Here is a 25667-nt window from a genome sequence, read left to right as displayed (position 1 = left end):
GCCGCGTTTACTTCGCGTCTGCGGTGCCAGGCGCCTTGGCCTTGCGCTCGCGCGTATCCGCCAGCAGCTGGTCGCGCGCGGCCGCCTGCAGCTCGTCGATGCTGACCGCGTCCGGTGACTTGCCCAGGCGCCGGGTCAGGTCAGCGACCACGCGCTTGTTGGCATAGGTGTGCGGCGAGTTCATGTCGTCGCTCTGCGCAGTCAACATGTAGTCCAGCCGCTTGGCACTGACTTCGCGGCCCTGCGCCAGCTCGACCAGCTTGGCGCGGTACTCCAGTTCCCACGACGCCATGCCCGGAAACGCGTTCTGGTCGGCGAAGTGCTGCGTCTCGTGGCCGAGGAACACGACCCGGAACTCCTCGCTGTCGAGACCCTGGGTGTATCTGCCGACGACGGCATACAAGGCCTTGTCCGTTGCCCAGCCACCGGCGGAGCCGCGATCGCAACGACCGTAGGCCATCCAGCCGCGGCTGACGAAGTCGTCGAGCAGTTCGACGCGGACCGAGTACGGGCCCTCCGGCAGCTGCACGTCGTACATGCGCGTGTCCTGCTTGCGCCACACCATCAATTCGCGGAGCGGCGGGGTGCGGCCGAGCTGGGCGTGGTAGCCGTGCTGTTCCAGCTGCGTCTGCAGCACCGGTTCGATCTCGTCCATGTTTGTCGCCTTGACCGCGCTCGCGCCCAGGCGCTTGTGCAGTTTCGCCAGCAGCGCAGCTTCCTGTTTGTCGCGCTGCGCGGGTGCCGCCAGCGAGCGCCACCAGTAGTCCTGGTAATCGTCGAGCACGCCGCGCAGGAACGGGTCCTCGATCGAGGAGGTGGTCAGCACCGGCTTGCGGGCGTGGTAGCGCTCGAGCATGCAGGCGCGATAGTCGGCGTCCTTGCCCAGGAACTCGGTGGCCGGAGTCGCTTCCAGTGCGGCCAGGGCGCGGGCGCTGTCGCCCTGCAGGATGGCGCTGGTGGATTCGGCGATGGCAGCTATCGCGGTCTTGCTGCTGGTCGGTTCGTCGGCGGCGGTCGCGGCGAACGCCGCGCACAGCAGGGCAGACGACAGGAACACGGTGGCCTTGGACTTCATCTGGATTCCATTCGGGGTGGCGGTCGGGGTGCCGCCTTCGCCCCTATTGCAGTCGAAGGGCGGCCGACCGGTCTTGAACGCATTTGATCTGGTGGCGCAATTGCCGCGGCGTCGCCCCGGTGGCCAGCCGCAGCGTCCGGTTCAGGTGGCTCTGGTCGCTGAAGCCGCTGGCCGCCGCGACCTCGGCCAGGGCCGCGTCGCCGCCGAGCATCGCCAGCGCCTGCCGGCAACGCAGCTCGCGCCGCAGCAGCTGCGGCGGCATGCCGTGCGAACGCAGGAAGCTGCGCGAGGCATGGGCCAGGGAGACCCCGGCGCGGCGCGCCAGCACCGACACCGGCAGGTCGCCGTGCTGCAGTTCGTGCAGGAACGCGGGCTGCCAGTCGTGCAGGGCGGGGGCATCGGCACGCACGCAGGCCCGCAGCAGGTCATCGAGATGATGATGCGCGCGTGCGAACACGGCGCCTGCATCGGCCAGGTTCGCCACCCGCAGGACCCGCAACGCCAGGCCTCCGGCGCCCACCGGAAACACCTCGCCCAGGTCGAGGTTGATCACCTTGGCGCCGTTGCGCCCGAAGCGGTTGCCGTGGGCGTGCCAGCGCGGGTGCAGCACCAGCGTGCCCGGGGTGCACTCGACCGGGCCGTCGGCGCTGGCTTCCACGTAGCTGCCGTCCAGCACCAGCGCCGCATAGGCGCCGTCGTGGCGGTGCGTGCGCAGCGTGTCGCCAGCGTCGTGGCGGGTCTCGTACTCGTGGGCGGGCATGGCGGCATCCTGCGCGACGGCGGCGGTGGAGGGCATCGGGCGGAAGTCACGATCGTCTCGTTCATCCGCGCACCGGGGTTGGATGCCGCGACCGCGGCAACCGTTGAAGCTGCCCTCAATCCTCGCCGATGTCCTCGTTCCACACGTCCGGGTGCGCGGCGATGTAGTCGCCCAGCATGTCGATGCACTCGCCGTCGTTGAGGTCGATGACCTCGACGCCGTTCTCGCGCAGCCAGTCGATGCCGCCGCGGAAGTTGACCGATTCGCCCACGACCACGGTGCCGATGTTGAACTGCCGCACCAGCCCGCTGCAGTACCAGCAGGGCGCCAGCGTGGTGACCATGATGGTGTCGCGGTAGCGGCGCTGGCGGCCGGCCTTGCGGAAGGCATCGGTTTCGCCGTGCACCGACGGATCGCCTTCCTGGATGCGGCGGTTGTGGCCGCAGCCGAGCAGGTTGCCGTCGCGGTGGTACAGCGCCGCGCCGATCGGGATGCCGCCTTCGGCCAGGCCCTGGCGGGCTTCGGCGACGGCGGTGGCGAGCAGTGCGCGGTAGTCGGGCGTGGCGATCATGGAGGCACCTGTGCTTTTGCGCTGAGTCTAGCGGGGAGCGCGGCGGAGCATGTCGATGTGCGGCACGCCGTCGTCCAGATAAGGCTCCGATGACGGCACGAAGCCGTGCTTGCCGTAATAAGCCTGCAGGTGCTCCTGCGCGCCGATCTGGATATCGGCGCCGGGCCAGCGCGCTTCGATCTGTTCGAGTGCGGCATGCAGCATCGGGTCGCCGAGGCCGCGGCCACGGTAGGCCGGTGCGGTCAGCACGCGGCCGAAGCTCACCTGCGGGTAGCTCAGTCCTGGCGGCAGGACGCGAAGGTAAGCGGCCAGGTCGCCGTCGCCGGCATAACCGATCAGGTGGATGGTGTCCGGGTGCCGGTCCTTGCCGTCCGGGTCGAGGTAGACGCAGTTCTGCTCGACCACGAACACTTCAGAGCGCAGCTTCAGCAGCGCATACAGCGTGTCGATGTCGAGTTCGCGGAAGTGCCGCGCCTGCCAGCGGATCGATGGGGTCTCGCTCATGCCGACATGATGCCAGCGACGGCCGGCAATCTCAGTCGCCTTCAGCGGACGTGTCGATCTCCATCACCACCGACATGCCCGGACGCAGACGCGACGCGGCCTCCTGGCCGCCATCGATCGACACCTTCACCGGGATGCGCTGGGCGATCTTGACGAAGTTGCCGGTGGCGTTGTCGGCCGGCAGCACGCTGAACTCGGAGCCGGCGGCGGGCGAGATCTCCTGCACGCGGCCGTTCAATCGCTTGCCGCCCAGCGCATCGACGGAGAAGCGTGCCGGCTGGCCGATGCGCATGTTTTCCATCTGCGTTTCCTTGTAGTTCGCCACCACCCACAAGGTGCCCGGCACGAGCGCCATCAACTGCGTGCCGTTGGTGACATACGCGCCCTCGCGCACCGTGACCTGGCCGAGCTGGCCGTCGCGCGGCGCCTCGATGCGGGTGTGATCCAGATTGATCCGCGCCAGCTTGACCGCGGCCTCGGCACCGGCCACCGCCGCCTGCAGTGCATCGCGATTGACGCTGACGCTGCGCACGCTCTGTTCGGCCGCCTCGACCGCCGCGCGCGACTGGCTGAGCCCGGCCACCGCCTGTGCGTTGGCGGCATAGGCGTTGTCGAGGTCCTGCGCCGACAACAACTGCTGGCCGGCCAGGCTGTCGGTGCGTTTCAACGTCGCTGCCGTGCGCACGTGCAGGGCGCTGTTACTGGCCACGGCGGCACGGGTCTGCGCCACGTTGGCCTGGGCGCTGCGCAGCTGCTGGGTCCAGTTGGACAGATTGGCGCGTGCCGCCTGCAGCTGCGCACTGGCCTGGTCGACCTGCTGCCGGTACAGGCGGTCGTCGATCTGCACGAGCAGTTGTCCCTTGCGCACGTGCTGGAAATCGCGCACCGGCACCTGGGTGACATAGCCGCTGACCTGCGGGCTGATCACCGTGACCTGGCCGCGGACGTAGGCGTTCTCGGTGCTCTGGACCGGCGTGCGGAACGGCGGCAGGTGCCAGGCATACAGCACCACCAGTGCGCCGCCGATGGCCACTGCGGCGAAGATCGCAATCTGCCAGACCGGTCGCGGCGGCGGCATCGGCGGTGCGGCAGCGGCCGGCTGCGGTGGTGCTGTCGGCGGTCCAGGCGGGGTCGGGGTCGGCGTGCTCATGGCGTCGAGGCTGTGGCTGGTGCCGTGGCTGCATGCGCTGCCATCCGGCGTTCGCGCCGGGCCTGCAGGCGTGCCCGGGTGGCGACGATGGTGAGCCAGATCATGGTCATCACGGCGATGGCGGCGATGGCGAAGTACACATCGTTATAGGCAAGCACATTGGCTTCGCGTGAAGCCGTGGCGCCCAGTTGCCGCAGGCCCTGCGCGTTGCGCAGGACCGGGTCGGTGACCGCCTGCCCGTAGACGCTGGCGCCGGACTGGACGCGCGCCGCCACCAGCGGGTCGAGCAGGGTCAGGTGCTCGACCAGCTGGCTGGAGTGGAACTTCTCGCGGATCACCTGGAAGGTGCCCAGGAACGCCGAGCCGAACAGCGCGCCGACGTTCTGGGTGATGGAGAACATCACGAAGAAGGTGATCAGGTTGCGCGGCTGCGCGATCACGCTGCCGACGCCGGCGATCAGCGCCGGGGCGAGGAAGAAGGTGCTGCCGAAGCCGATCAGGAACTGGCTGACCATCAATTGCGGCGGCCGCGTCAGGTTGTTGGAATAGGCGTCCATCAGCGCGCCGGCGAGGATGCAGCCCAGCGCGATCAGTGCCGGCACGCGCGTCAGCACCGGCCTCACCGTCATCGCACTGGTGGCGATGCCGAGGATGCAGCCCAGCAGCACCACCGCGAACAGGCCGCGCATCTGCTCGTTGGTCAGGCCCATCGCCTGCAGGAACCCCACCGCGCCGACACTCTGCTCCGACAGCGCCATCCGCAGCAGGATGATCGCGATGCCCAGGCGCAGCATCAGCCCGCTGCTGAGCCAGCGCGTGTTGATCAGCGGATTGGCGCGGAAGTGTTCCACCGCCACGCCCGCGACCACCAGCACGATGGAGCTGGCCAGGCACCAGCCAATCCACGGCGCCTCCCGCCACCAGACAGTCCGCCCCAGCGACAGCACCGCGCACAGCAGCGCCATGCCGACCGATAGCAGCGTGATCGAAAGCGCATCGAGCTTTTCGAACACCTTGTAGCGATCGCCCGGCGGCAGCCGCAGCAACAGCACGGCGCCCAGCGACAGCAGCGCCAGCCCCAGCTCGAACAGGTACAGGCCGCGCCACTCGCCGAACTCGAGCAGGTCGGGGGAGATCACCCGCGCGATCGGTGCGCCGATCTGGCTCAGGCCGATGCCGACGGCCAGGGCGCGCAGGCGGTGCTGGGCCGGCAGCGCCTGGATCATGTAGAAGATGCCGAGCGTGGTCAGCGCCGCGCCGACGATGCCGTGGGCGGCGCGCACGGCGATCGCCGACCCCAGTCCGTGCACGAACAGGTGCCCGAACGTCACCAGCGCATACAGCACCAGGCTGATCTCGGTGAACAGGCGCAGGCCGAACTGCTGGCGGAACTTGATCAGGATCAGGTTGGCCGAGACGTTGGTCATCACATACGCGGCCGGCAGCCAGGCGGCTTCCACCGCGGTCACGCCCAGTGAACCCTGCAGCTGCAGCAGGTTGGTGGTGACCATGGCGTTGCCCAGGCTGCCGGTGATGGCGACCAGCACCCCGGTCAACCCGAACGCCCAGCGCAGCCAGGTCGGGTGCAGCGGGGTCGAGGGCGAGCCCGGGAACATCGGCCGCTCGTGCGGCAGCCATGCACGGGGCGCCACCTGGCTCATTGCGGTTCCTCCCGGCGCGGCCGGCCCTGGGGCCGGCCCTGAAATTGCACGTTGATGCGATAATCGCCAGATGAGCCATTCAAGCCCAGAAAAGCCCGGCGACAAGACCGGCACCACGCACTTCGGCTTCCGCGACGTTCCCACCGGCGAGAAGCAGAAACTGGTCGGCCAGGTGTTCTCCTCGGTCGCCGGCAAGTACGACCTGATGAACGACCTTATGTCGTTGGGCGTGCACCGGGTGTGGAAGCGCTATTTCGTCGGCACTGCCCAGGTCAAGCGCGGCGACCGCGTCCTCGACCTGGCCGGCGGCACCGGCGACATCGCCCTGCTGCTGCGCGACCGTGTGGGCGACGCCGGCAGCATAGTTTTAGGCGACATCAACGGCGAGATGCTGCGCGTCGGCCGCGACCGCATGACCGACATGGGCAAGGTCGCCGGCTTCGAATACGTGCAGATGAACGCCGAGAAGCTGCCCTTCCCGGATGGCAGCTTCGACCTGGTCACCATTGCCTTCGGCCTGCGCAACGTCACCGACAAGGACGCGGCGCTGCGCGAGATGCACCGCGTGCTGAAGGTCGGCGGCCAGGCGCGCGTGCTTGAGTTCTCGGAAGTGAAGGCCGACTGGTTCAAGCCGATCTACGACTTCCATTCCTTCAAGGTGCTGCCGCAGCTGGGCAAGTTGTTTGCCAACGACTCCGACAGCTACCAGTACCTGGCCGAAAGCATCCGCAAGCACCCGCCGCAGGACGAGTTGAAGGCGATGATGCAGGAGGCAGGCTTCGCCCGTTGCGACTACCGCAACCTGTCCGGCGGCATCGTCGCGATCCACACCGGCTACAAGGTCTAGCCCGTCGTCCCGGCGAACGCCGGGACCCAGACCCCCCCCAGCCTCCTCACCGTCATCCCGGCGAACGCCGGGACCCATCTTGACTGTGCTCCAGTTCACGCTGGAGGCCCCGCCGCGCCCGATGCCCACTGCCCGGCGAGGCGCTAAACTCGACCGCTCACCCTGTCCGTCGTGGGCCCACATGCGTTATTCGATCCTGTCCCTCTGCCTCGCCGCCGCCCTTGCCGCCGGTTGCTCGCGCGATGCCGCGCCCCCGGCCGCCACCGCTTCCCAGGAGGCCGCCGCCGTGGCCGCATCCGACCAGAAGTCGACTGCCATCGTCGACGAGTTCTCGTACGCCGAACCGTCCAAGGTCCGCATCAACGACCTCGCCCTGATGCTCAACGTCGACTTCGACAAGAAGCAGCTCAGTGGCAGCGCGACCTACACCCTGGACTGGACCGACCCGAAGGCGACGCAGCTGGTGCTGGACACGCGCGACATCACCGTCGAGAAAGTCGTCGGCGAGCGGGCCGACGGCAAGTGGGACGACCTGACCTGGAAGGTCGGCGACAAGGTCAAGACTCTCGGCAACAAGTTCGTGATCGATGCGCCGGCGCGCAACAAGCGCATCCGCGTCACCTACCACACCTCGCCCGATGCATCGGGCCTGCAGTGGCTGACGCCGGCGATGACCGAGGGCAAGAAGACGCCCTTCATGTTCAGCCAGTCGCAGCAGATCCACGCACGCTCGTGGGTGCCGCTGCAGGACACGCCGCAGGTGCGCTTCACCTACACCGCGCACGTGACCTCGCCCAAGGACGCGATGGTGCTCATGAGTGCGGACAACGATCCCAAGGCCGTGCGTGACGGCGACTACACCTTCACCATGCCGCAGAAGATCCCGTCGTACCTGCTGGCGATCGCCGCCGGCGACCTGGTGTTCCAGCCGATCAGCGGCCGCGCCGGCGTCTGGGCGGAACCGGCGATGGTGAAGAAGGCGGCGAAGGAATTCGACGACACCGAGAAGATGATGCAGACGGCCGAGCGCCTGTACGGCCCGTACCGCTGGGAGCGTTACGACATCCTCGTGCTGCCGCCGTCGTTCCCGTACGGCGGCATGGAAAACCCGCGCATGACCTTTGCCACGCCGACGGTGATCGTCGGCGACAAGTCGCTGGTGTCGCTGGTCGCGCACGAGCTGGCGCACAGCTGGTCGGGCAACCTGGTGACGTTCTCCACGCCCAAGGACAGCTGGCTCAACGAAGGCTTCACCAGCTACGTCGAGAACCGCATCGTCGAAGACCTGTACGGCAAGGAAGCGGCCGACATGGAGAAGGTGATCTCGCGCAACGAGCTCGCCGCCGAGTACAAGGAGATTGATCCGAAGCTGCAGGTGCTGGCACAGCGCCCGGGCACGGTGAGCGACCCCGATGATTCCAGCAGCTCGACCGTCTACACCAAGGGCGCCTGGTTCCTGCAGTTCCTCGAGGAGCGCTACGGCCGCGACGTGTTCGATCCGTTCCTGAAGGGCTACTTCGACCACTTCGCGTTCCAGAGCATCCCGACCACCACGTTCATCGAGTACGCCAAGGCCAACCTGCTCGCCAAGAACCCGGGCAAGGTCAGCGAGGCCGAACTCGACGAATGGATCTACCAGCCGGGCGTCCCGGCCGATGCGCCCAAGACGGTCTCGCCGCGTTTCGATGCGGTCGATGCCGCGCGCAAGGCATGGCTCGACGCGGGCACGATGCCGGCCAAGGACGCGACCGCGAAGTGGAGCACGCAGGAATGGGTGCACTTCATCGACGGCATGCCGGAAACGCTGAAGCCAGAACAGCTGGCCGCCCTGGATGCCGCGTACCACTTCACCGGCACGCCCAACGGCGAGATCGCCCAGCGCTGGTATCCGCTCGCCGTGCGCAGCGGCTACACGCAGGCCAATGACGCGATCGCCGCGTTCCTCGAGCGCATCGGTCGTCGCAAGCTGATCATGCCGACCTACAACGAGCTGGTGAAAACGCCGGCCGGCCTGAAGCTGGCGCAGGACACCTTCGCCAAGGCGCGACCGGGTTACCACCCGATCACCACCGAGTCGGTGGAAGCCGCGCTCGCCAAGGCGCAGCAGGCGACCGCCAAGCAGTAATCGCTCCGCGCCCTCCCTTTCGCGCCGCGAAGGGGGGGCAGGGCGGCATCGCTTACCGAACGCACACCAGGGGATCCACCCGTGACGCAGCGCAGCCTCAGGCTCCTGGCGATCGTCATTCCACTGTTGCTCGTGCTGGTCGTCGCCATCGTCCTGTGGCGCGATCCCTACAGCGTCGTCCGTGCCGACTTCACCCGCCAGCGCATCGCCGCGGGCCTGTCGCGCGACAGCGCCGTCATCGATGATCATCGCTGGGTCTACGCCTACAGCGACGATGCGCCGAAGGACGCGCCCACGGTGGTGATGCTGCACGGCTTCACCGGCAGCAAGGAGAACTGGTATCCGGTCGCGAAGCTGCTGCGCGGCAAGTACCGGCTGCTGATCCCGGACCTGCCGGGTTGGGGCGAAAGCCAGCGCGTCGACGGCGCCGACTACGGCTTCCTCGCCCAGAGCGAGCGCGTCGACCATTTCATCGGGAAGTTCGCGGCCGATCCGCGCGGCGTGGTGCTGCTCGGGCACTCGATGGGCGGTGGCATCGCCGCGGTCGTCGCCGCGCGCTATCCGCAGCAGGTCGCGCGCGTCGGCCTGATCGACGCTGCCGGCGTACGTTTCGCCGACAACCGCTTCGGTGAGCAGGTGCTGGCCGGCAAGAATCCGTTCGCGGTCGAAGACGAGGCATCGCTCAAGCGCTATCTCGAGACCGTTTTCCACGATGCCAGGGCACGACCATGGGCGCCGTGGCCGGCCAGCAGCATCTACATCAACCGCCGTCGCAGCGATGCGAAGTTCGAGCAGCAGGTGCTCGCGCGCATCGGCCGCAGCGACGAGAGCTTCCTGCCCGGCAAGGCCGCGGCCGCTATCTACCAGCCAACGCTGCTGCTCTGGTGCCGGCAGGATGCGGTGATCGATTTCAGCGCGATGGAGCTGTACGCACAGCGCATCCCTCACGCCAACCGCGTGCTGCTCGATGGCTGCGGGCACATGTCGCTGGTTGAACAACCCCAGATGGTCGCGCAGGCGATCGAGATGCTGATCGAACGAGGACAGACGCAATGATCGAACGCAGCATGGGCTCATTGACGGCAGCGGCGATGCTCGCCGCGACCCTGGCGTTGGCGGCGTGCGGGCCGGCACAGGATCCGAAGGCTGCCGAGGCGCAACAAGCGGCCGCACGCGAACAGGAGGCCGATGCGATGGCCGACGCGTTCGAAGCCGAGTACGGCAAGCAGAACTGGGAACTGGCGCGTGCGCACGGCGACGTGCTGATGGCCAAGTACCCGTCCAGTGCCGCCGCCGCGCGCATCGAGGAGCGCCACAAGGAAGTGAAGGACAAGGCCGCGAAGGCGCGCGAGCAGCGCCGGGTGGCGGCACTGTGGACCTACCAGACGCAGCCGGTGAAGGGCGGCGATCAGCTGTCGGCATCGATCTACGCCAAGGAGTACGTCGACACCGACGGCAGCGGCGCGCGTCCGGTGCAGCTGATCTTCCGCGATCATCCCGACTGGGGCCGCAGCAGCTACCTGGTGCTGGAAGCCGGCGACTTCAATTGCTACGGCGGCTGCAAGGTCAAGCTGACCGTCGACGCCGCCGCGCCCAGGGCCGTGGCCGCGAGCCGGCCGAAGACCGACCAGGCGATCGCGATGTTCATCGAGGACGAGCGCGCGCTGTGGAAGACGGTGAAGTCGGCGAAGACGATCGCCATCGAGTTCCCGGTCAAGGCCGGCGGAACGCGCACGGCGGTGTTCGAAGTCGGCGGCCTGGATCCGACGAAGCTGCCGAAGTGGAACTGACCTTGCGCCGTTACACATAATGGGTATCTAATTACCCGGAATGGGTACCAAGATCCCCGCCAGTTCCGCTTCGCGCCGCGGTCATCGCGCCACGCATCTCGACGATCCGGCGCGCGTGAGTGTCGCCGATGCGCTGTTCACCGCCACGCAGCAACGCGTGCTCGCGCTGCTGTTCGGTCAACCGGAGCGCAGCTTCTTTACCAAGGAATTGATCGGGCTTGCCGGTGGCGGTTCGGGTGCTGTGCAGCGCGAGCTTAGCCGTCTTCAGCACAGCGGCCTGATCACGCAGACCCTGGTAGGCAATCAGAAACACTATCAGGCCAACGCCAGCGCCCCGATCTACAGCGAGTTGCTCGGCATCGTCAGCAAGATGCTCGGACCGGCCGAAGTGTTAAGGGAAGCCTTGGCGCCGCTGGCCGATGAGATACAACTCTCGCTGCTCTATGGATCCGTCGCGGCACGACGCGATACCGCGTTGAGCGATATCGATGTGCTGCTGGTTTCCGACAGCCTGACGCTGGAGCAGGTGTTCTTCGTCCTGGCATCCGCCGAGAAGCGCCTCGGCAGGCCAATCAATCCGACGCTATATACGCCAGCGGAGTTTCGCCGCAGGCAAGTGCGAGGCAGTGCCTTCCTGCTAAAACTGCTGGCAGGGGACACCGTGGCACTGGTCGGGAACAGGGATGAGTTCGTCGCCGCTGGATAACCTGTTGCGCATCGGCCAGCTCAAGGCCGAGCCACCCGCAAACCTCGAGTTCCAAGGCCTGGTCCGTTCTGGGCGTGTTCGCCTTGCTGATGCCAGCAACACAACGCTCAGCCTGGAAAGTCGTTTCGACCTCGCCTACAACGCCGCGCACGCGCTGTCCCTGGCGGCGTTGCGCTGGCACGGCTACCGGTCGGAGAGCCGCTACTTGGTGTTCCAGACACTCCAGCACACGTTGTCACTGGAAAATGTCCAATGGCGAGTTCTTGACCAGGCTCATCGCAAACGCAACCTGGCTGAATACGAGGGCGACATCGAGGTCGACGAGGCGCTGGTTGACGCCTTGATCCGCGTGGCCCAACTCGTTGCCGACCGCGTCGCCGCGCTGGCAGGCGACGATGCTTACGTGGTCATTACACGCCAGGAGTAAAGTCCGGGGTGTGGCGGGACCGACGGTCCTGCCGCTGCGGCGCCCGCCCGGATGCGCGCGCCGGTCCATCCCCAGCGGCACGGCCGTGACTGGAGCGCAGCCGAGCCAGGCGGAGGCCGCCATGCTCTCACCACGCCTGCACAACCTGCTCGACCAGGGGCACGCGCCCTACACCACGCTCAACCACCCGCGCACGATCACCGCGCACGACACCGCGTCGATCGCACACATCGAGCCGGTGCATTTCGCCAAGACGGTGATGATCAAGGCCGACGGCCGGCTGGCGATGGTGGTGATGCCGTCGACGTACCGCGCCGATCTGTATCGACTGGGTCTGGCCCTGGGCGGTGCGACGGTCGAGCTGGCCGAGGAGACCGAGTTCCGCGGCGCGTTCCCCGACTGCGAACCCGGTGCGATGCCGCCGTTCGGGCATCTCTACGGCATGCCGGTGTATGTCGACTCGCGCCTGGCGCACCAGGACGAGATCGCGTTCAACGCCGGCAACCACACCGAGGTGGTGCGGATGCCCTACAAGGAGTTCGAACGCCTCGCGGCGCCCGAACTGCTGTGGCTGGCGCACATGATGTGACGCTACCCCCTCCCGGCCTCCCCCTGCGCGCAGGGGGAGGAGCAACAATTACAGCGAGTAGCCGAACTGCTGCTTGAACTGTTCGTTGAACTCGTCGTAGTCGAAGCGCTGGTTCTGCGTGCCCGGGTGTTCGACCTTGAGCGCGCCCATCAGGTTGCCCATGCGGCCGATGGTCAGCCAGTCGTAGCCCTTCTCGATGCCGAAGATCAGGCCGGCGCGGAATGCATCGCCGCAGCCGGTCGGATCGGTCACGCGGCGCTCGTGCGCCGGCGGGATGTCATAGGTCTTTTCCGGCGTGTGGATCTGCGAGCCGTGCGGGCCGCGCGTGGTGATGTACGCCTTCACCCGCTTGACGATGTCGTTCTCGCTCCAGCCGGTGCGTTCCTGCAGCAGGTTCGACTCGTAGTCGTTGACGGTGACGTAGTCGGCCTGCTCGATGAAGTGGCGCAGCTCTTCGCCGTTGAACAGCGGCATCGCCTGGCCCGGATCGAAGATGAAGGGAATGCCCAGCTCGGCGAACTCGGTGGCGTTCTGCAGCATGCCTTCGCGACCGTCGGGGCTGACGATGCCGAAGCTCACGCCCTTCACGTCGCGCACGTGGTTCTCGTAGCTGCGCATCATCGCGCCCGGATGGAACGCGGTGATCTGGTTGTTGTCGTGGTCGGTGGTGATGAAGGCCTGCGGCGTGAACAGCTCCTCGATCTCCTTCACCTGCGACAGGTTGATGCCCTGCTGCTCGAAGTGCTCGCGGTACGGGCCGAAGTCCTGGCCGACGGTGGCCATCGGAATCGGGTCGCCGCCCAGCAGCTTGAGGTTGTAGGCGATGTTGCCGGCGCAGCCGCCGAACTCGCGGCGCATACGCGGCACCAGGAACGAGACGTTCAGGATGTGAACCTTGTCCGGCAGGATGTGGTTCTTGAACTGGTCCGGAAACACCATGATCGTGTCGTAGGCCAGAGAGCCGCAGATCAGCGCAGACATCGGTCGTACCCCAAAGAAAAAAAGCGGCCGGAGCGCCGCGCGGGCGCTAGGGTAGCCGCTGCGGACCCGTACGGCCAGCAGCCCGGTCGGGCACCTGCGTTTGGCGCGTTTGACCCTGTCCCGGCTCCCCATTGCCGCCGGTTCCGTGACCGCGACCCCCGGGGTGACCACCGGCGGCACGAAGTGCCGGGAAATGCAGGTTTTTTCCTTGCTCGCAAGGGGGGCGGTTGCTAGGCTAGCGAACCCCTCGCGCCCCCATTTGACGGCCTATCCCTCGATGTTCAAGAAGTTTCGCGGCATGTTTTCCAACGACCTGTCCATCGACCTGGGCACGGCCAACACTCTCATCTACGTCCGCGGCCAGGGCATCGTCCTGAACGAACCATCGGTGGTAGCAGTCCGCCAGGACCGCCTGATCGGCGGCAACCGCACGGTCGCGGCGGTCGGCAGCGAGGCCAAGATGATGCTCGGGCGCACCCCGGGGCACATCACCACGATCCGCCCGATGAAGGACGGCGTCATCGCCGACTTCACCTACACCGAGGAAATGCTCAAGCATTTCATCCGCAAGGTGCACAAGTCGCGCTTCCTGCGCCCGAGCCCGCGCGTGCTGGTGTGCGTGCCCTGCGGCTCGACCCAGGTCGAGCGCCGCGCCATCAAGGAATCGGCCGAAGAGGCCGGCGCCCGTGAGGTTTACCTGATCGAAGAGCCCATGGCGGCCGCGATCGGCGCCGGCATGCCGGTCACCGAGGCACGCGGCTCGATGGTCGTCGACATCGGCGGCGGCACCACCGAAGTCGCAGTCATCGCCCTGAACGGCATCGTCTACTCGGCCTCGGTCCGCATCGGCGGCGACCGTTTCGACGAGTCGATCATCAGCTACGTGCGCCGCACCTACGGCACGCTGATCGGCGAAGCCACCTCCGAGCGCATCAAGATCGAGATCGGCTGCGCCTACCCGCAGACCAAGGCGGCCTCGATCGAGGTCTCCGGCCGCAACCTCGCCGAGGGCGTGCCGAAGATGATCACGATCAACTCCAACGAGGTCCTCGAGGCCCTGCGCGAGCCGCTGGCCGGCATCGTCTCGGCGATCAAGCTGGCGCTGGAGCAGACTCCGCCGGAACTGTGCGCCGACGTCGCCGAGCGCGGCATCGTGCTGACCGGTGGCGGCGCCCTGCTGCGCGACCTGGACCGCCTGATCAGCGAGGAGACGGGCCTGCACGTGCAGGTCGCCGACGATCCGCTGACCTGCGTCGCCCGCGGTGGCGGCCGTGCGCTGGAGCTGGTCGACATGCACGGCAACGAGTTCTTCGCGCCCGAGTAAGTGCGGTGCGAGTGGGGATATAAACGAGGCCGGATGGCTGCGGTTGCCGCGGCATCCGGCCCTCGCGTAACAGGCTCGCAAATCCGTTTCCTTGACCGATTCTCGCCCAGGGGCATGCGGGAAACGGGTAAAACAGTGCTCCACCCTCCCACTTCTGTCGACCCAGCCCTCCTGTGCCTTCCTACGCCGGTCCTCCCACCGCTGCCCGCACGGGTGATGTCGCCGGTACGTTGAAGTTGCTGGCCTACCTGGCCCTGGCGGTGATCCTGATCATGCTCGACCACCGCGGTGGCTGGCTGAACCAGGTGCGGCGCCAGGCCACGCTGCTGGTGCAGCCGCTGTGGATGGTCGCCGGCTGGCCCGGGCAGATGGTCGAACGCATCAGCGACGATGCCGGCACGCTGACCCAGCTGACCGCAGAAAACCGCCGCCTGCGCAACGACCTGATGCTGAACCAGGCGCGGATGGCCCGTTTGCAGACGCTTGCGGCCGACAACGCCCGCCTGCGCGGCCTGCTCGACGCCGCCGACCGCGGCAAGCTCGACGTGGTGCTGTCGCCGGTGCTCGACATCGACCTCGACCCGACCCGCCAGCGCCTGGTGCTCGATGCCGGCACGCGCGACGGCGTGCAGGTTGGACAGAGCGTGATCGACGCAGGCGGCCTGCTCGGGCAGATCATTGCGGTCACGCCGATGTACGCCAACGTGCTGCTGTTGACCGACCCTTCGCATGCCGTCCCGGTGGCGGTGGCACGCAACGGCGTGCGCCTGGTGGTCTACGGCGAGGGCCGCAGCGACCTGCTGCGCGTGCCGAGCGTGCCGCTGTCGAGCGACATCAAGGTCGGCGACGTGCTGGTGACCTCGGGCCTGGGCGGGCGTTTCGCCCCCGGTTTCCCGGTCGGCACCATCGCCTCGCTGCGTCCCGACGACAGTCGCGCCTTCCTGATCGGCGAAGTCACGCCCGCCGCCCAGCTCGACCGCGGCCGCGAAGTGCTGGTGCTGCTGAGCCAGCCGAGCCCGCTGCCGGGCGCGACCGCGTTCAACGCCACGACCGCGCCGGCCGGTGCCGCCATCGCGATCGGGCAGGGCACCGCCGCGGTCCCGGCGGCCGCGCCGGCGCAGAAGCCTGCGGCTGCCGCTCCGGCGCCCGCGCAGGAGCCCGCCGCTGCAGCGCCAACGCCCGCAAAACAACCGCAACCCGCAACGACGGAGCCGCGCCGATGACCCGCGTCCGTCCGCAATGGGTGTTGCCGCTGAGCCTGGTCGTGGCGCTGTTCCTCGGCCTGTTGCCGTTGCCGCCGACGCTTGCGCCGTTGCGCCCGTACTGGCTGGCGCTGGTGCTGGCCTACTGGGTGATCGAAGACCCCGACCACATCGGCCTGGGCGTCGCCTTCCTCATCGGCCTGGCCGGTGACCTGGTCTACGGCAGCCTGTTCGGCGAGCAGGCACTGCGGCTGGTGGTGATGGCCTACATCCTGCAGCGCTTCCGCGCGCGCCTGCGCTTCTTCCCGATGTCGCAGCAGGCGCTGGCCATCGGCGGCCTGCTGCTAAACGATCGCATCGTCACCGCCGCGATCCACATCGCAGTGGGTGAACCCACGCTGCCGGCCTCGTTCTGGCTGGCGCCGCTGACGGGCATGCTGCTGTGGCCGCTGCTGTTCGTGGGCCTGGATTCGCTGCGACTGGGCCGCTGGCGGGGGCGTTGACGATGGGTCCGCGTCGTCGCGTCCTCAAGAACGCCGCAGCCGAAGCCAACCAGTTCCGTCTGCGCTCCGCGATCGCCTTCACCTGCGTGTTGCTGGCGCTGGCCGGGCTCGGGCTGTGGTATTTCCGCCTGCAGGTCTGGCAGCACGCCGACTACGCCACGCGCTCGGAAGCCAACCGCATCAAGCTGCGGCCGGTGGTGCCGGGGCGCGGGCTGATCCTCGACCGCAAGGGCCGGGTGCTGGCCGACAACGTGCCGGCGTACCGCATCGAAGTGACGCCGTTCGAAGCCGGCAAGACCGAAACCTGGCTGCCGGAGCTGGCCAAGGTCATCGCGCTGACGCCCGAAGACATTGCCCGCTTCGAGGACGAGCGCCGCGCCACCCGCGGATTCAAGCCGATCACCCTGAAGCTGCGCGTCAGCGAGGAAGAGGCCGCGCACTTCGCCGTCGACCGCTGGCGCTATCCGGGCGTCGACCTGGTGTCCTACCTCAATCGCCGCTATCCCTATGGCGACCTGTTCTCGCACGTGATCGGCTACGTCGCGCGCATCGACGCCGACGACCTCAAGTCGCTCGGCGAAGGCGGCGCGGCGCTGACCCACATCGGCAAGACCGGGCTGGAGCGCTATTACGAAGAAGCGCTGCGCGGCAAGGTCGGTTACGAGCAGATCGAGACCAACGTCGACGGCCGGCCGATGCGCCAGGTCGGCCACGTGCCCGCCACGCCGGGCGCCGACCTGCGCCTGAGCATCGACATGGACCTGCAGCAGGCCATGGTCACCGCGTTCGGCGACATGGACGGTTCGGCCGTCGCGCTCGATCCGCGCACCGGCGAAGTGCTGGGCATGGTCAGCCTGCCGGGCTACGACCCCAACCTGTTCGTCAACGGCATCTCCAACGTCGATTACCGCACGCTGATGGACAACCCGTCGCGGCCGATGTTCAACCGCAACGTGCTCGGTGGCGGCCCGCCGGGCTCGACGGTGAAGCCGCTGATCGGCCTGGCCGGCCTCGACAGCGGCCTGCGCCGTCCCGAGGACAAGTTCTTCTCGACCGGCACGTTCTACATCCCCGGGCAGCGCCGCGGCTGGCGCGACGCCCACGGCGGCGCCGGCTGGACCGACCTGCGCAAGTCGATCTCGGCGTCGGTGAACTTCTATTACTACAAGCTCGCCTACGACATGGGCATCGAGCGCTTCGACCAGTACATGCGCAAGTACGGGTTCGGCGAACCCACCGGCATCGACCTGCTCGGCGAGAAGCCCGGCGTGGTGCCGTCGCCGGAGTGGAAGCGCAAGCGCAGCAAGGAGCCGTGGTACGCCGGCGAGACCGTCAATGCGGGCATCGGCCAGGGGTACTGGGTCGCCACCGTGCTGCAGCTGGCGCGTGGCACGGCCGCGATTGCCAATGGCGGCAACCTGGTGCGTCCGCACATCGTTGCCGACCGCCGCGATGGCTATCTCGCACCGTGGACGCCGCTGCAGCAGCCGGCGCCGACGCGCATCACCGACAACCCCGACAACCTGCGCGCGGTGCAGGAAGGCATGATCGGCACGATCCACGGCCCTGGCGGTACCGGTCGTGCGATGGCGATCGGCGCGCCGTACATGATGGCCGGCAAGACCGGCACCGCGCAGAAGATCAGCCGCAAGGGCAACATCAGCTTCGACCCGCATTCGCTGCCGTACAACCTGCGCCACCAGGCGCTGTTTGTCGGCTATGCACCTGCCGACAACCCGACCATCGTGGTCGCCATCTCGGTCGAGCACGGCGGCTTCGGCGGCAGCACCGCCGCGCCGATCGCGCGCAAGATCTTCGATGCGTGGTTGCTGGGCAAGATGCCTGAGCCGGTGCCGAGCGATCCGAAGTACGTGCGCCCGCCGCTGCCGGTGGCCGTGCTGCCGCCGGATGTCGTGGGCGCAGCGGCAGCAACGCCCGCGGCGACCGCACCCGCAGGCGCGGCGCAGGCTCCCGTGCCGCCAACTTCTCCGCCGGCCAGCGCCCGGAACAACCAGGACGCAGGCCAGACCCGATGAGACAAATCCTGCGCTGGCTGTTCGACCTGCTCGTGCGCTTCATGCGCACGCTCGACCTGCCGTTGCTCGGCGCCATCCTCGCCCTGATGGTGATCGGCATGGCCGTGCTCTACAGCGCCGCCGACCACGCTATCGGCCTGGTCGTGCGCCAGGGCGCCTTCTTCGTCGCGGGCCTGGGATTGATGTGGGCGCTGTCGCGCATTCCGCCCAACCAGCTGCGCAACTGGACGCCGCTCGTTTTCGGGCTGTCGCTTGTCCCGCTGGTGCTGGTGCTGCTGATCGGCACCGGCAAGCACGGCCGCCACTGGATCAACCTGGGCGTGGTCTACGTGCAGCCGGCGGAACTGCTCAAGCTGAGCTTGCCGATGATGGTGGCCTGGTACCTCGACCGGCAGTCGCTGCCGCCGCGGTTCCGCACCGTGCTGGTCGCCGGCGTGCTGATCGCGGTGCCGACCGGGCTGATCCTGCTGCAGCCGGACTTCGGCACGGCGATGCTGGTCGCCGTCAGCGGCGCCTTCGCGCTGTACCTGGCGGGGCTGCCGTGGTGGTGGTTCGGCATGGCCTTCGGCGCGGTCGCGGCAATCGCGCCGGTGGCCTGGTTCTGGCTGCTGCGGCCCTACCAGCAGGACCGCATCCTGACCTTCCTCAATCCCGAGTCCGACCCGCTCGGCACCGGCTGGAACATCATCCAGTCGAAGATCGCGATTGGTGCCGGCGGCCTCACCGGCAAGGGCTGGGGGCAGGGCTCGCAGTCGCACCTCAACTACCTGCCCGAGCACACCACCGACTTCATCTTCGCCGTGCTCAGCGAGGAGTTCGGCTGGGTCGGCGTGGCGACGGTGCTGGCCTTGTACCTGTTCGTGATCGGCCGCTGCCTGTGGATCGCCGCGGAAGCGCGCGACGGCTATTCGCGCCTGATCGCCGGTGCGCTGGGCCTGGCGTTCTGCGTGTACGTGATCGTCAACGGCGGCATGATCTCGGGCCTGCTGCCGGTGGTGGGCGTGCCGATGCCGCTGCTGAGCTATGGCGGCACCTCGGCGGTGTCGCTGCTGGCGGGCCTGGGCGTGGTGATGGCGGTGCGAGCGCACCGGCCGGTGTACGCGCGCTAGCTCCCTCTCCCTGGCGCTGCGCGCCTGTCCCTCTCCCACAAGGGGAGAGGGCAACGCGGATTCTCCGATGGGCTGCTGCAACCTTTACCCCTCTCCCCTTGTGGGAGAGGGACAGGCCACGAACGTGGCCAGGGAGAGGGGATGCTTCACCCTTTCCCATTCAGGTAGCCGAACCTGACTCCCGGTTCAGTCATCCCTGAACACACGGTTTTGACCTTCTTAACCGCGTGCTACCCTCGCGGCGATGACCCGACGCCACACTCTCCGTAGCGCCGCGATCAGCGCGCTCCTGTTCGCGTTGGCCGGCTGCGCCACCCAAGCTTCGGCGCCAGCCCCCCAACAAACTCCCGCCAAACCCGCTGCCCCGGCCACTTCGGTCCCGGGTACGCCGGCGCTGCCCGAGCCGCACGAGCGCAAGGCGCTGCCGGAAGCGCGGGCCGCCTTCGTGCGCGACACCGCCGCCCAGTACGGCATCGACCCGGCCTACATCGAGTCCGTGCTGGACCGCGCCGAGATCCGCGACAGCATCATCGCGGCGATGTCGAAACCGGCCGAGGCCAAGCCCTGGCGCGACTATCGACCGATCTTCATTACCCAGTCCCGCATCGACGGCGGCCGCGCCTTCCTTGCCGAGCACCGCGCCGAGCTTGATCGCGCCCAGGCGAAGTACGGCATTCCGGCGGAAGTGATCGTTTCGATCATTGGCGTGGAAACCAACTTCGGCAAGAACACCGGCAGCTATCCGGTGCTCGATGCCCTGTACACCCTGGCGTTCGCTTATCCGCGCACCGGCGACCCGGCCAAGGCCGATCGCGAGAACCGTCGCGAGGCGTTCTTCCGCGGCGAACTGGGCCAGCTGTTCGCGCTGGGCAAGGAAACCGGCCTGGACATCACCACCCTCACCGGCAGCTACGCCGGCGCGATGGGCTGGGGCCAGTTCATGCCGTCGAGCTACCGCGAGTACGCGGTCGACGGCAACGGCGACGGCAAGCGCGACCTGTTCAACAACCTCGACGACGTCTTCGCCTCGATCGCCAACTACTTCGCCAAGAAGGGCGGCTGGGTGCGCGGCGGGCCGGTCACGGTGCGCGCCAACGCCACCGTCGACGCCAAGCCGATCGATCCGGAAAACCTCGATCCGGTCTACTCGATGGCCGACCTCGCGCAGCGCGGCTTCCGCCCGCTGACCACGGTGCCGCCGGGCCAGACCGCCACGGTGGTCAAGCTCGATGGCGTCGAAGGGCCGGAATACTGGTTCGGCTTCCGCAACTACTACGCGATCACCCGTTACAACATCTCCAAGCACTACGCGATGGCGGTGTACCAGCTGAGCGAACTCATCGCCGGTCGCGCCAACGAACCCGTCGCCGCCACTGCCGCTGTCGTCGTCCCGCCCTCGCCATGAGGTCCACGGCCATGCATCGCAGCCTTGTCCGCTCAACGCTCATCGCCACGATGGCGGTGGGCCTGGTCGCCTGCGCCAGTGCGCCGAAGAAGTCCGTTTCCCAGCCTGCTGGCATCCCCGACAAGGGCGGCGTGCATCACAGCCAGCTGCCGGACGGAAAGGGAAAGAAGAAATCGCCGTACGCGCCGGCGCAGGAAGATCCGCGCACGCGTGGCAATTACACCGCCGGCGGCCTGTACAAGCCGGGCGTGTCCGACAGCACGCCTGACCATGTGCCCGATGTCGACGCGATCCCCGAGCCGGAAGTGACCAACGAACCGCGCTCGCCGATCGGCAACCGCGCGACGTACTCGGTGCTGGGCAAGCAATACAAGGTGCTCGACAACACCAAGGGTTATGTCGAGAAGGGCACCGCCTCCTACTACGGCCAGAAATTCCACGGCCGTCGCACGTCCAACATGGAGGTGTACGACATGTACGCCTTCACCGCCGCGCACAAGACGCTGCCGCTGCCGAGCTTCGCCCGCGTGACCAACCTCGACAACGGCAAGTCGGTGGTGGTGCGGGTGAACGATCGAGGCCCGTTCCACGACGGTCGCGTCATCGACCTGAGCTACGCCGCTGCGGTCAAGCTGGGCATCACCGCGCGCGGCACCGGCCGCGTCGAAGTGCGCGCGCTGCAGCCGGGTGACGACGATCGACCGGTGTACGCGTCGGAACCGGCCAAGCCTGCCGCGCCACCGGCTGCGCCGACCCCCATTGACCGCCTGATCGCCGCGATGCCGGTCGCCAGCGCCCGCGCCGGCGAATTGCCGCCAGGCGTGCGCATCGCCACCGGCAAGCCGACCTCGATGGCGGCCAGCGCCGCGACCGCGGTTGCGAGCGTGGCCACCACGCCGCTGCCAGCGGCGCCCACACCTGCCACTCCCGCCGCCAGGGCCAGCGACGGCGTGGTCCTGCAGGTGGCCAGCTTCACCGCCCGTGCCAATGCCGACCGCGCGCTGACGACGCTGCGCCAGGCCGGCATCGACACCGCCCAGATCAGCGATGCCAGCGCCAACGGCCAGACCATCTGGCGCCTGCGCGTGGGCCCGCTGCAGGCCGCACAGGCCCCGGAACTTGCAGCCCGTATCGCCGGTCTTGGTTTTGGCCAGCCGCAACGCGTGCGCGACTAGCGTGCGCGACTAGAATTCCACCCCTCAGAAAACTGGCCGGCACGCCGCCGGCCTCCGGAGCAGTTGAGACAATGAAAGTACCCGCTCTTGCCAGAGCCGCCGCCCTGGCCGCGGTCACCACGCTGGTGACTGGCCTTGCCATCGCCCAGGCGCCGACGCCGCAGCACGCCGCGCCCGCGCTGCCGGCCGCCAGCGATTCGCTGCCGGTCCCGCCGCCGCCGCAGATCACCGCCGCCGCGTGGGTGCTGATGGATGCCGCCAGCGGCAACATCCTGGCCGGCGAGAACTACGACCAGCGCGTCGAGCCGGCCAGCATCACCAAGGTGATGACCAGCTATGTCATCGCCGCCGAACTGGCTGCCGGCAAGGTCAAGGACACCGACCAGGTGATGATGACCGAGAACGCCTGGCGCACCGGCGGCGCCGGTACCGACGGCAGCTACTCCGGTTTCGAGGTCAACAAGACCGCGCCGCTGGTCCAGATGGAAAAGGGCATGGTGGTGCAGTCCGGCAACGATGCCGCGATCGCCCTGGCCGAACACGTCGCCGGCTCGACCGATGCCTTCGCCGCGCTGATGAACCAGTACGCCGCGCGCATCGGCATGAAGGGCTCGCACTTCGTCAATCCGCACGGCCTGTCGGCGGAAGGCCATTACTCGACCGCGCACGACCTGGCGCTGCTCGGCCGCGCCCTGATCCACGACTACCCGGTCGCGTACTCGTACAACAAGATCAAGGAATTCACGGTCGGCCCGATCACCCAGCCCAACCGCAACCTGCTGCTGTGGCGTGATCCGTCGGTCGATGGCATCAAGACCGGCCACCACTCCGGCGCCGGCTACTGCCTGATGGCTTCGGCCATGCGCGGCGACCAGCGTTTGATCTCGGTGGTGATGGGTTCGAGCAGCGAGAACCAGCGCGCGGTCGATTCGCAGGCGCTGCTGAACTGGGGCTTCCGCTTCTTCGAGACGCACAAGCTGTACGACGTCGGCAAGCAGATCGCCAAGCAGAAGGTGTGGAAGGGTGCTTCCGACGAAGTCCAGCTCGGCGTTGCCGAGCCGCTGCTGGTGACCGTGCCGCGCGGCAAGTACAACCAGCTCAAGCCGATGATGGACGTCCCGAAGACCCTGGTCGCACCGATCGCCAAGGGCCAGAAGATCGGCACCGTGAAGGTGATGCTGGACGGCAAGGTGATCTCGCAGCGTCCGCTGGTGGCGATCAACGCCGTCGAGCAGGGCGGCTTCTTCAAGCGCCTGTGGGACGAGCTGTGGATGTGGTGGGAGTCGGAGTGATCCGCACCTGACTGCAGCATCGAGAAGCCGGCGAAAGCCGGCTTCTTCGTTTCAGAACGTCATCCCGGCGAACGCCGGGACCCATCTTGACGTTGCTTTCGCTCCGGAGCGGCGTCGTCCGCAGGGGCGGGGAGTGCTACGTCCCGCGGACGACATCCTGTCTTTACGCGGGACGCGGGACATCCATGTCCCGCTGCTCCGCACTCCCCGCCCCTGCGGACAACGCTCCGGCAACTCATTGCGTGGTCTTCGGAGGCCACAAACCACCACCGCCCGGCTCAGACTTGGGTTCCCCCACCCTCGGACCCATAATCGCCCTCATGGAAATCAAATCCGACAACCCCGACCACGGCTTCCAATTCCCCGGCACCTTCGAGCTCAGCGCCATGGGCGCGGCCGAGAAGGACCTGGAGACGGTGCTGCCGACGTTGTTGCTGGACGCCGGGATCGAAGTCGTCAACGAATCGGTCAGCTGGAAGCACTCCAGCAACGGCCGCTACGTGTCGGTGCGCATCAGCTTCCGCGCCGAGAGCCGGGAGCAGTACGACCTGGCGCATGCGGTGCTGCGGGAGCATCCGGAAGTGAAGTGGACGCTCTGAGCGACGTGGACGTTCCGGCGGCTGGAACCCATCCCCTCCCCGGCCCTCCCCTTGAAGGGGAGGGGGCTCTGCCTTCGGCTGTTTTGAGGGATCTGGGGCGGCGCGCCTATGAGCCGGTCTGGCGGGCCATGCAGGCTTTCACCGACGAGCGCACTGCCGACACCCCCGACGAGTTGTGGCTGGTCGAGCACGACCCGGTGTTCACCCTGGGCCAGGCCGGCAAGGACGAGCACGTGCTGTTCCCCGGCGACATCCCGGTGCTGCACGTCGATCGCGGCGGCCAGGTGACCTACCACGGCCCCGGCCAGATCGTCCTGTACCCGCTGCTGGACCTGAAGCGGCTCAAGGTCGGCGTCAAGGAATACGTCCACCGGATCGAGCAGGCGATGATCGACACCCTGGCCGACTGGAACATCCACGCCGAGCGCCGCGAAGGCGCGCCGGGGGTGTACGTGAACGGGGCCAAGATCGGCGCCCTCGGCATCCGCGTGCGCCGCGGCTGCACCTTCCACGGCCTGGCCTTCAACATCGCCATGGACCTGGAACCCTTCGCCCGCATCAACCCGTGCGGCTACCAGGGGCTGAAAGTGACCTCGATGCTAGACTTGGGCGGCCCTTCGGGGCTGGACGCAGTCAAGCCGGTGCTGATCGGCCACGTCGCCCGCCAGTTCGGCCTGCAGGTCGAGCCCGCCGCTCCATCACCGTGATTTGCCCGCCCCCATGACCGACTCCACCGCCAAGTCCATCCCGCTCGCCATGGTCGGCGGCACTGCCGTGCCCGAGACCCTGCAACCGGGGGTGAAGCAGGTGGCCGGCGACAAGATCGCGCGCTCGCCGGTGCAGTTCGCCGATGCGCCGGTGCTGCGCAAGCCGTCGTGGATCCGCGTGCGCATCCCGTCGGGCAACTCGGTGCAGCAGCTCAAGGCCAAGCTGCGCGAGAACCGCCTGGTCACGGTGTGCGAGGAAGCCAGCTGCCCGAACATCCACGAGTGCTTCAGCCACGGCACCGCGACCTTCATGATCCTCGGCGAGGTCTGCACCCGCCGCTGCAGCTTCTGCGACGTCGCCCACGGCCGGCCCAAGCCGCCCGATGCCGGCGAGCCGCTGAGCCTGGCCACCACCGTCGCCGACATGGGCCTGAAGTACGTGGTGGTCACCAGTGTCGACCGCGATGACCTGCGCGACGGCGGTGCCCAGCATTTCGTCGACTGCATCGCGGCCATCCGCGAACACAGCCCCAAGACCCGCATCGAGGTCCTCACGCCCGACTTCCGCGGCAAGGGCCGCATGGAGCGCGCGCTGGAGATCCTGGCCACGAATCCGCCGGATGTGTTCAACCACAACGTCGAGACCGTGCCGGACCTGTACCGCAACGTCCGCCCGGGCGCCGACTACCAGTGGTCGCTGACCCTGCTGCAGAAGTTCAAGGCGCAGCACCCGAACGTGGCCACCAAGAGCGGCATCATGCTCGGCCTGGGCGAGACCATGGAGCAGGTGCAGGCCACCCTGCGCGACCTGCGCGCGCACGACGTCGACATGATCACCATCGGCCAGTACCTGCAGCCCAGTGCCCACCACCATCCGGTGCTGCGCTACTGGACGCCGGAAGAGTTCAAGGAGCTCGAGGTCTACGGCATGGCGCTGGGCTTCACCCACGTCGCCTCCGGCCCGCTGGTGCGCTCGTCCTACCACGCCGACCGTTCGGCGATAGAGGCCGGCGTCGTCGCCGCCAACTGAGCCCTGCGCTGCCACGGCGGCGTCACCTCTCGTTGACCGCCAAACCTGCAGCGTGACTGGGTGCCAGCTCGCCTAACGCCCGCGTAACGCCAGCCGTCG

General features: G+C 67.9%; 25 protein-coding genes. 18 read left to right on the top strand and 7 right to left on the bottom strand.

Annotated elements, in window-relative coordinates; translation table 11 throughout:
• Window positions 1–7: 7 nt before the first annotated feature.
• The 6 genes from ACFOPO_RS08990 to ACFOPO_RS08965 form a co-directional block, all read right to left on the bottom strand.
• Entirely contained in the window at window positions 8–1075 is a 1068-nt protein-coding gene (locus ACFOPO_RS08990) for a hypothetical protein (protein ID WP_386702859.1), read from the bottom strand.
• A 43-nt stretch (window positions 1076–1118) separates the two neighbouring features.
• Window positions 1119–1835, bottom strand: a complete 717-nt coding sequence (locus ACFOPO_RS08985; protein ID WP_386702858.1) for a helix-turn-helix domain-containing protein — start codon at window positions 1833–1835, stop codon at window positions 1119–1121.
• A 115-nt stretch (window positions 1836–1950) separates the two neighbouring features.
• Window positions 1951–2406 carry a nucleoside deaminase gene (locus tag ACFOPO_RS08980; RefSeq protein ID WP_200607345.1) on the bottom strand — a complete coding sequence of 152 codons (456 nt, stop codon included), beginning with the start codon at window positions 2404–2406 and terminating at the stop codon, window positions 1951–1953.
• A gap of 27 nt (window positions 2407–2433) precedes the next feature.
• Window positions 2434–2910: a GNAT family N-acetyltransferase gene (locus ACFOPO_RS08975; protein ID WP_386702857.1), complete on the bottom strand. Its 477-nt coding sequence runs from the start codon at window positions 2908–2910 to the stop codon at window positions 2434–2436.
• A gap of 31 nt (window positions 2911–2941) precedes the next feature.
• On the bottom strand, window positions 2942–4060 hold the full coding sequence (locus ACFOPO_RS08970) for an HlyD family secretion protein (protein ID WP_386702856.1): 1119 nt from the start codon (window positions 4058–4060) through the stop codon (window positions 2942–2944).
• Window positions 4057–5721, bottom strand: coding sequence for an MFS transporter (locus ACFOPO_RS08965; protein ID WP_386702855.1), 1665 nt, complete (start codon window positions 5719–5721; stop codon window positions 4057–4059). The genes ACFOPO_RS08970 and ACFOPO_RS08965 overlap by 4 nt, the downstream gene beginning before the upstream one ends.
• Window positions 5722–5791: 70 nt before the next feature.
• Between ACFOPO_RS08965 and ubiE the strand changes: the two genes are divergently transcribed.
• The 7 genes from ubiE (at window position 5792) to ACFOPO_RS08930 (ending at window position 12205) form a co-directional block, all read left to right on the top strand.
• Entirely contained in the window at window positions 5792–6568 is a 777-nt protein-coding gene (gene ubiE / locus ACFOPO_RS08960) for a bifunctional demethylmenaquinone methyltransferase/2-methoxy-6-polyprenyl-1,4-benzoquinol methylase UbiE (protein WP_386702854.1), read from the top strand.
• Between the two features lie 181 nt (window positions 6569–6749).
• Window positions 6750–8693, top strand: coding sequence for a M1 family metallopeptidase (locus tag ACFOPO_RS08955; protein ID WP_386702853.1), 1944 nt, complete (start codon window positions 6750–6752; stop codon window positions 8691–8693).
• Between the two features lie 81 nt (window positions 8694–8774).
• The gene (locus ACFOPO_RS08950) at window positions 8775–9749 is read left to right on the top strand and encodes an alpha/beta fold hydrolase (protein WP_386702851.1); all 975 of its coding nucleotides are present in this window, start codon (window positions 8775–8777) and stop codon (window positions 9747–9749) included.
• Window positions 9746–10483 carry a hypothetical protein gene (locus tag ACFOPO_RS08945; RefSeq protein WP_386702850.1) on the top strand — a complete coding sequence of 246 codons (738 nt, stop codon included), beginning with the start codon at window positions 9746–9748 and terminating at the stop codon, window positions 10481–10483. Before ACFOPO_RS08950 ends, ACFOPO_RS08945 begins: the two co-directional genes overlap by 4 nt.
• Before the next feature lie 40 nt (window positions 10484–10523).
• Window positions 10524–11189 carry a transcriptional regulator gene (locus ACFOPO_RS08940; protein ID WP_386702849.1) on the top strand — a complete coding sequence of 222 codons (666 nt, stop codon included), beginning with the start codon at window positions 10524–10526 and terminating at the stop codon, window positions 11187–11189.
• Entirely contained in the window at window positions 11167–11616 is a 450-nt protein-coding gene (locus tag ACFOPO_RS08935; RefSeq protein ID WP_386702848.1) for a hypothetical protein, read from the top strand. Before ACFOPO_RS08940 ends, ACFOPO_RS08935 begins: the two co-directional genes overlap by 23 nt.
• Before the next feature lie 121 nt (window positions 11617–11737).
• Complete coding sequence (locus tag ACFOPO_RS08930) at window positions 11738–12205, top strand: aminoacyl-tRNA deacylase (RefSeq protein ID WP_386702847.1); 468 nt, start codon at window positions 11738–11740, stop codon at window positions 12203–12205.
• 48 nt (window positions 12206–12253) lie between these two features.
• On the opposite strand, the gene ACFOPO_RS08925 is transcribed toward ACFOPO_RS08930, so the two are convergent.
• Window positions 12254–13186: a carbohydrate kinase family protein gene (locus ACFOPO_RS08925; RefSeq protein ID WP_386702846.1), complete on the bottom strand. Its 933-nt coding sequence runs from the start codon at window positions 13184–13186 to the stop codon at window positions 12254–12256.
• A 277-nt stretch (window positions 13187–13463) separates the two neighbouring features.
• On the opposite strand from ACFOPO_RS08925, the gene ACFOPO_RS08920 reads away from it, so the two are divergent.
• From ACFOPO_RS08920 to lipA, 11 genes are all read left to right on the top strand, one after another.
• Window positions 13464–14510 (top strand): rod shape-determining protein, encoded by a 1047-nt coding sequence (locus tag ACFOPO_RS08920; protein ID WP_158732703.1) that lies wholly within the window; start codon window positions 13464–13466, stop codon window positions 14508–14510.
• Window positions 14511–14683: 173 nt separating this feature from the next.
• Complete coding sequence (gene mreC / locus ACFOPO_RS08915) at window positions 14684–15733, top strand: rod shape-determining protein MreC (protein ID WP_386702845.1); 1050 nt, start codon at window positions 14684–14686, stop codon at window positions 15731–15733.
• A complete protein-coding gene (gene mreD / locus ACFOPO_RS08910; RefSeq protein ID WP_386702843.1) occupies window positions 15730–16215 on the top strand; it encodes a rod shape-determining protein MreD in 486 nt (161 codons plus the stop codon). The genes mreC and mreD overlap by 4 nt, the downstream gene beginning before the upstream one ends.
• Window positions 16216–16217: 2 nt before the next feature.
• Window positions 16218–18251, top strand: a complete 2034-nt coding sequence (gene mrdA, locus ACFOPO_RS08905) for a penicillin-binding protein 2 (RefSeq protein WP_386702841.1) — start codon at window positions 16218–16220, stop codon at window positions 18249–18251.
• On the top strand, window positions 18248–19360 hold the full coding sequence (rodA, locus tag ACFOPO_RS08900; protein ID WP_386702840.1) for a rod shape-determining protein RodA: 1113 nt from the start codon (window positions 18248–18250) through the stop codon (window positions 19358–19360). Before mrdA ends, rodA begins: the two co-directional genes overlap by 4 nt.
• 244 nt (window positions 19361–19604) lie before the next feature.
• Window positions 19605–20765: a lytic murein transglycosylase B gene (mltB, locus tag ACFOPO_RS08895; RefSeq protein WP_386702838.1), complete on the top strand. Its 1161-nt coding sequence runs from the start codon at window positions 19605–19607 to the stop codon at window positions 20763–20765.
• Between the two features lie 11 nt (window positions 20766–20776).
• Complete coding sequence (locus ACFOPO_RS08890; protein WP_386702836.1) at window positions 20777–21940, top strand: septal ring lytic transglycosylase RlpA family protein; 1164 nt, start codon at window positions 20777–20779, stop codon at window positions 21938–21940.
• A 71-nt stretch (window positions 21941–22011) separates the two neighbouring features.
• Window positions 22012–23232, top strand: coding sequence for a D-alanyl-D-alanine carboxypeptidase family protein (locus tag ACFOPO_RS08885; RefSeq protein WP_386702834.1), 1221 nt, complete (start codon window positions 22012–22014; stop codon window positions 23230–23232).
• A 320-nt stretch (window positions 23233–23552) separates the two neighbouring features.
• Window positions 23553–23831: a DUF493 family protein gene (locus tag ACFOPO_RS08880; RefSeq protein ID WP_386702832.1), complete on the top strand. Its 279-nt coding sequence runs from the start codon at window positions 23553–23555 to the stop codon at window positions 23829–23831.
• 68 nt (window positions 23832–23899) lie between these two features.
• Window positions 23900–24538 carry a lipoyl(octanoyl) transferase LipB gene (lipB, locus tag ACFOPO_RS08875; RefSeq protein ID WP_386703287.1) on the top strand — a complete coding sequence of 213 codons (639 nt, stop codon included), beginning with the start codon at window positions 23900–23902 and terminating at the stop codon, window positions 24536–24538.
• A 13-nt stretch (window positions 24539–24551) separates the two neighbouring features.
• Window positions 24552–25568, top strand: coding sequence for a lipoyl synthase (lipA, locus tag ACFOPO_RS08870; protein WP_386702831.1), 1017 nt, complete (start codon window positions 24552–24554; stop codon window positions 25566–25568).
• Window positions 25569–25667 lie beyond the last annotated feature (99 nt).

The organism is Lysobacter sp. GCM10012299 (genome assembly GCF_042649405.1).
Classification (GTDB): domain Bacteria; phylum Pseudomonadota; class Gammaproteobacteria; order Xanthomonadales; family Xanthomonadaceae; genus Lysobacter_J.
The sequence above is the reverse complement of the archived record's forward strand: the minus strand, read 5'-3'. Positions and strand labels throughout refer to the sequence as shown.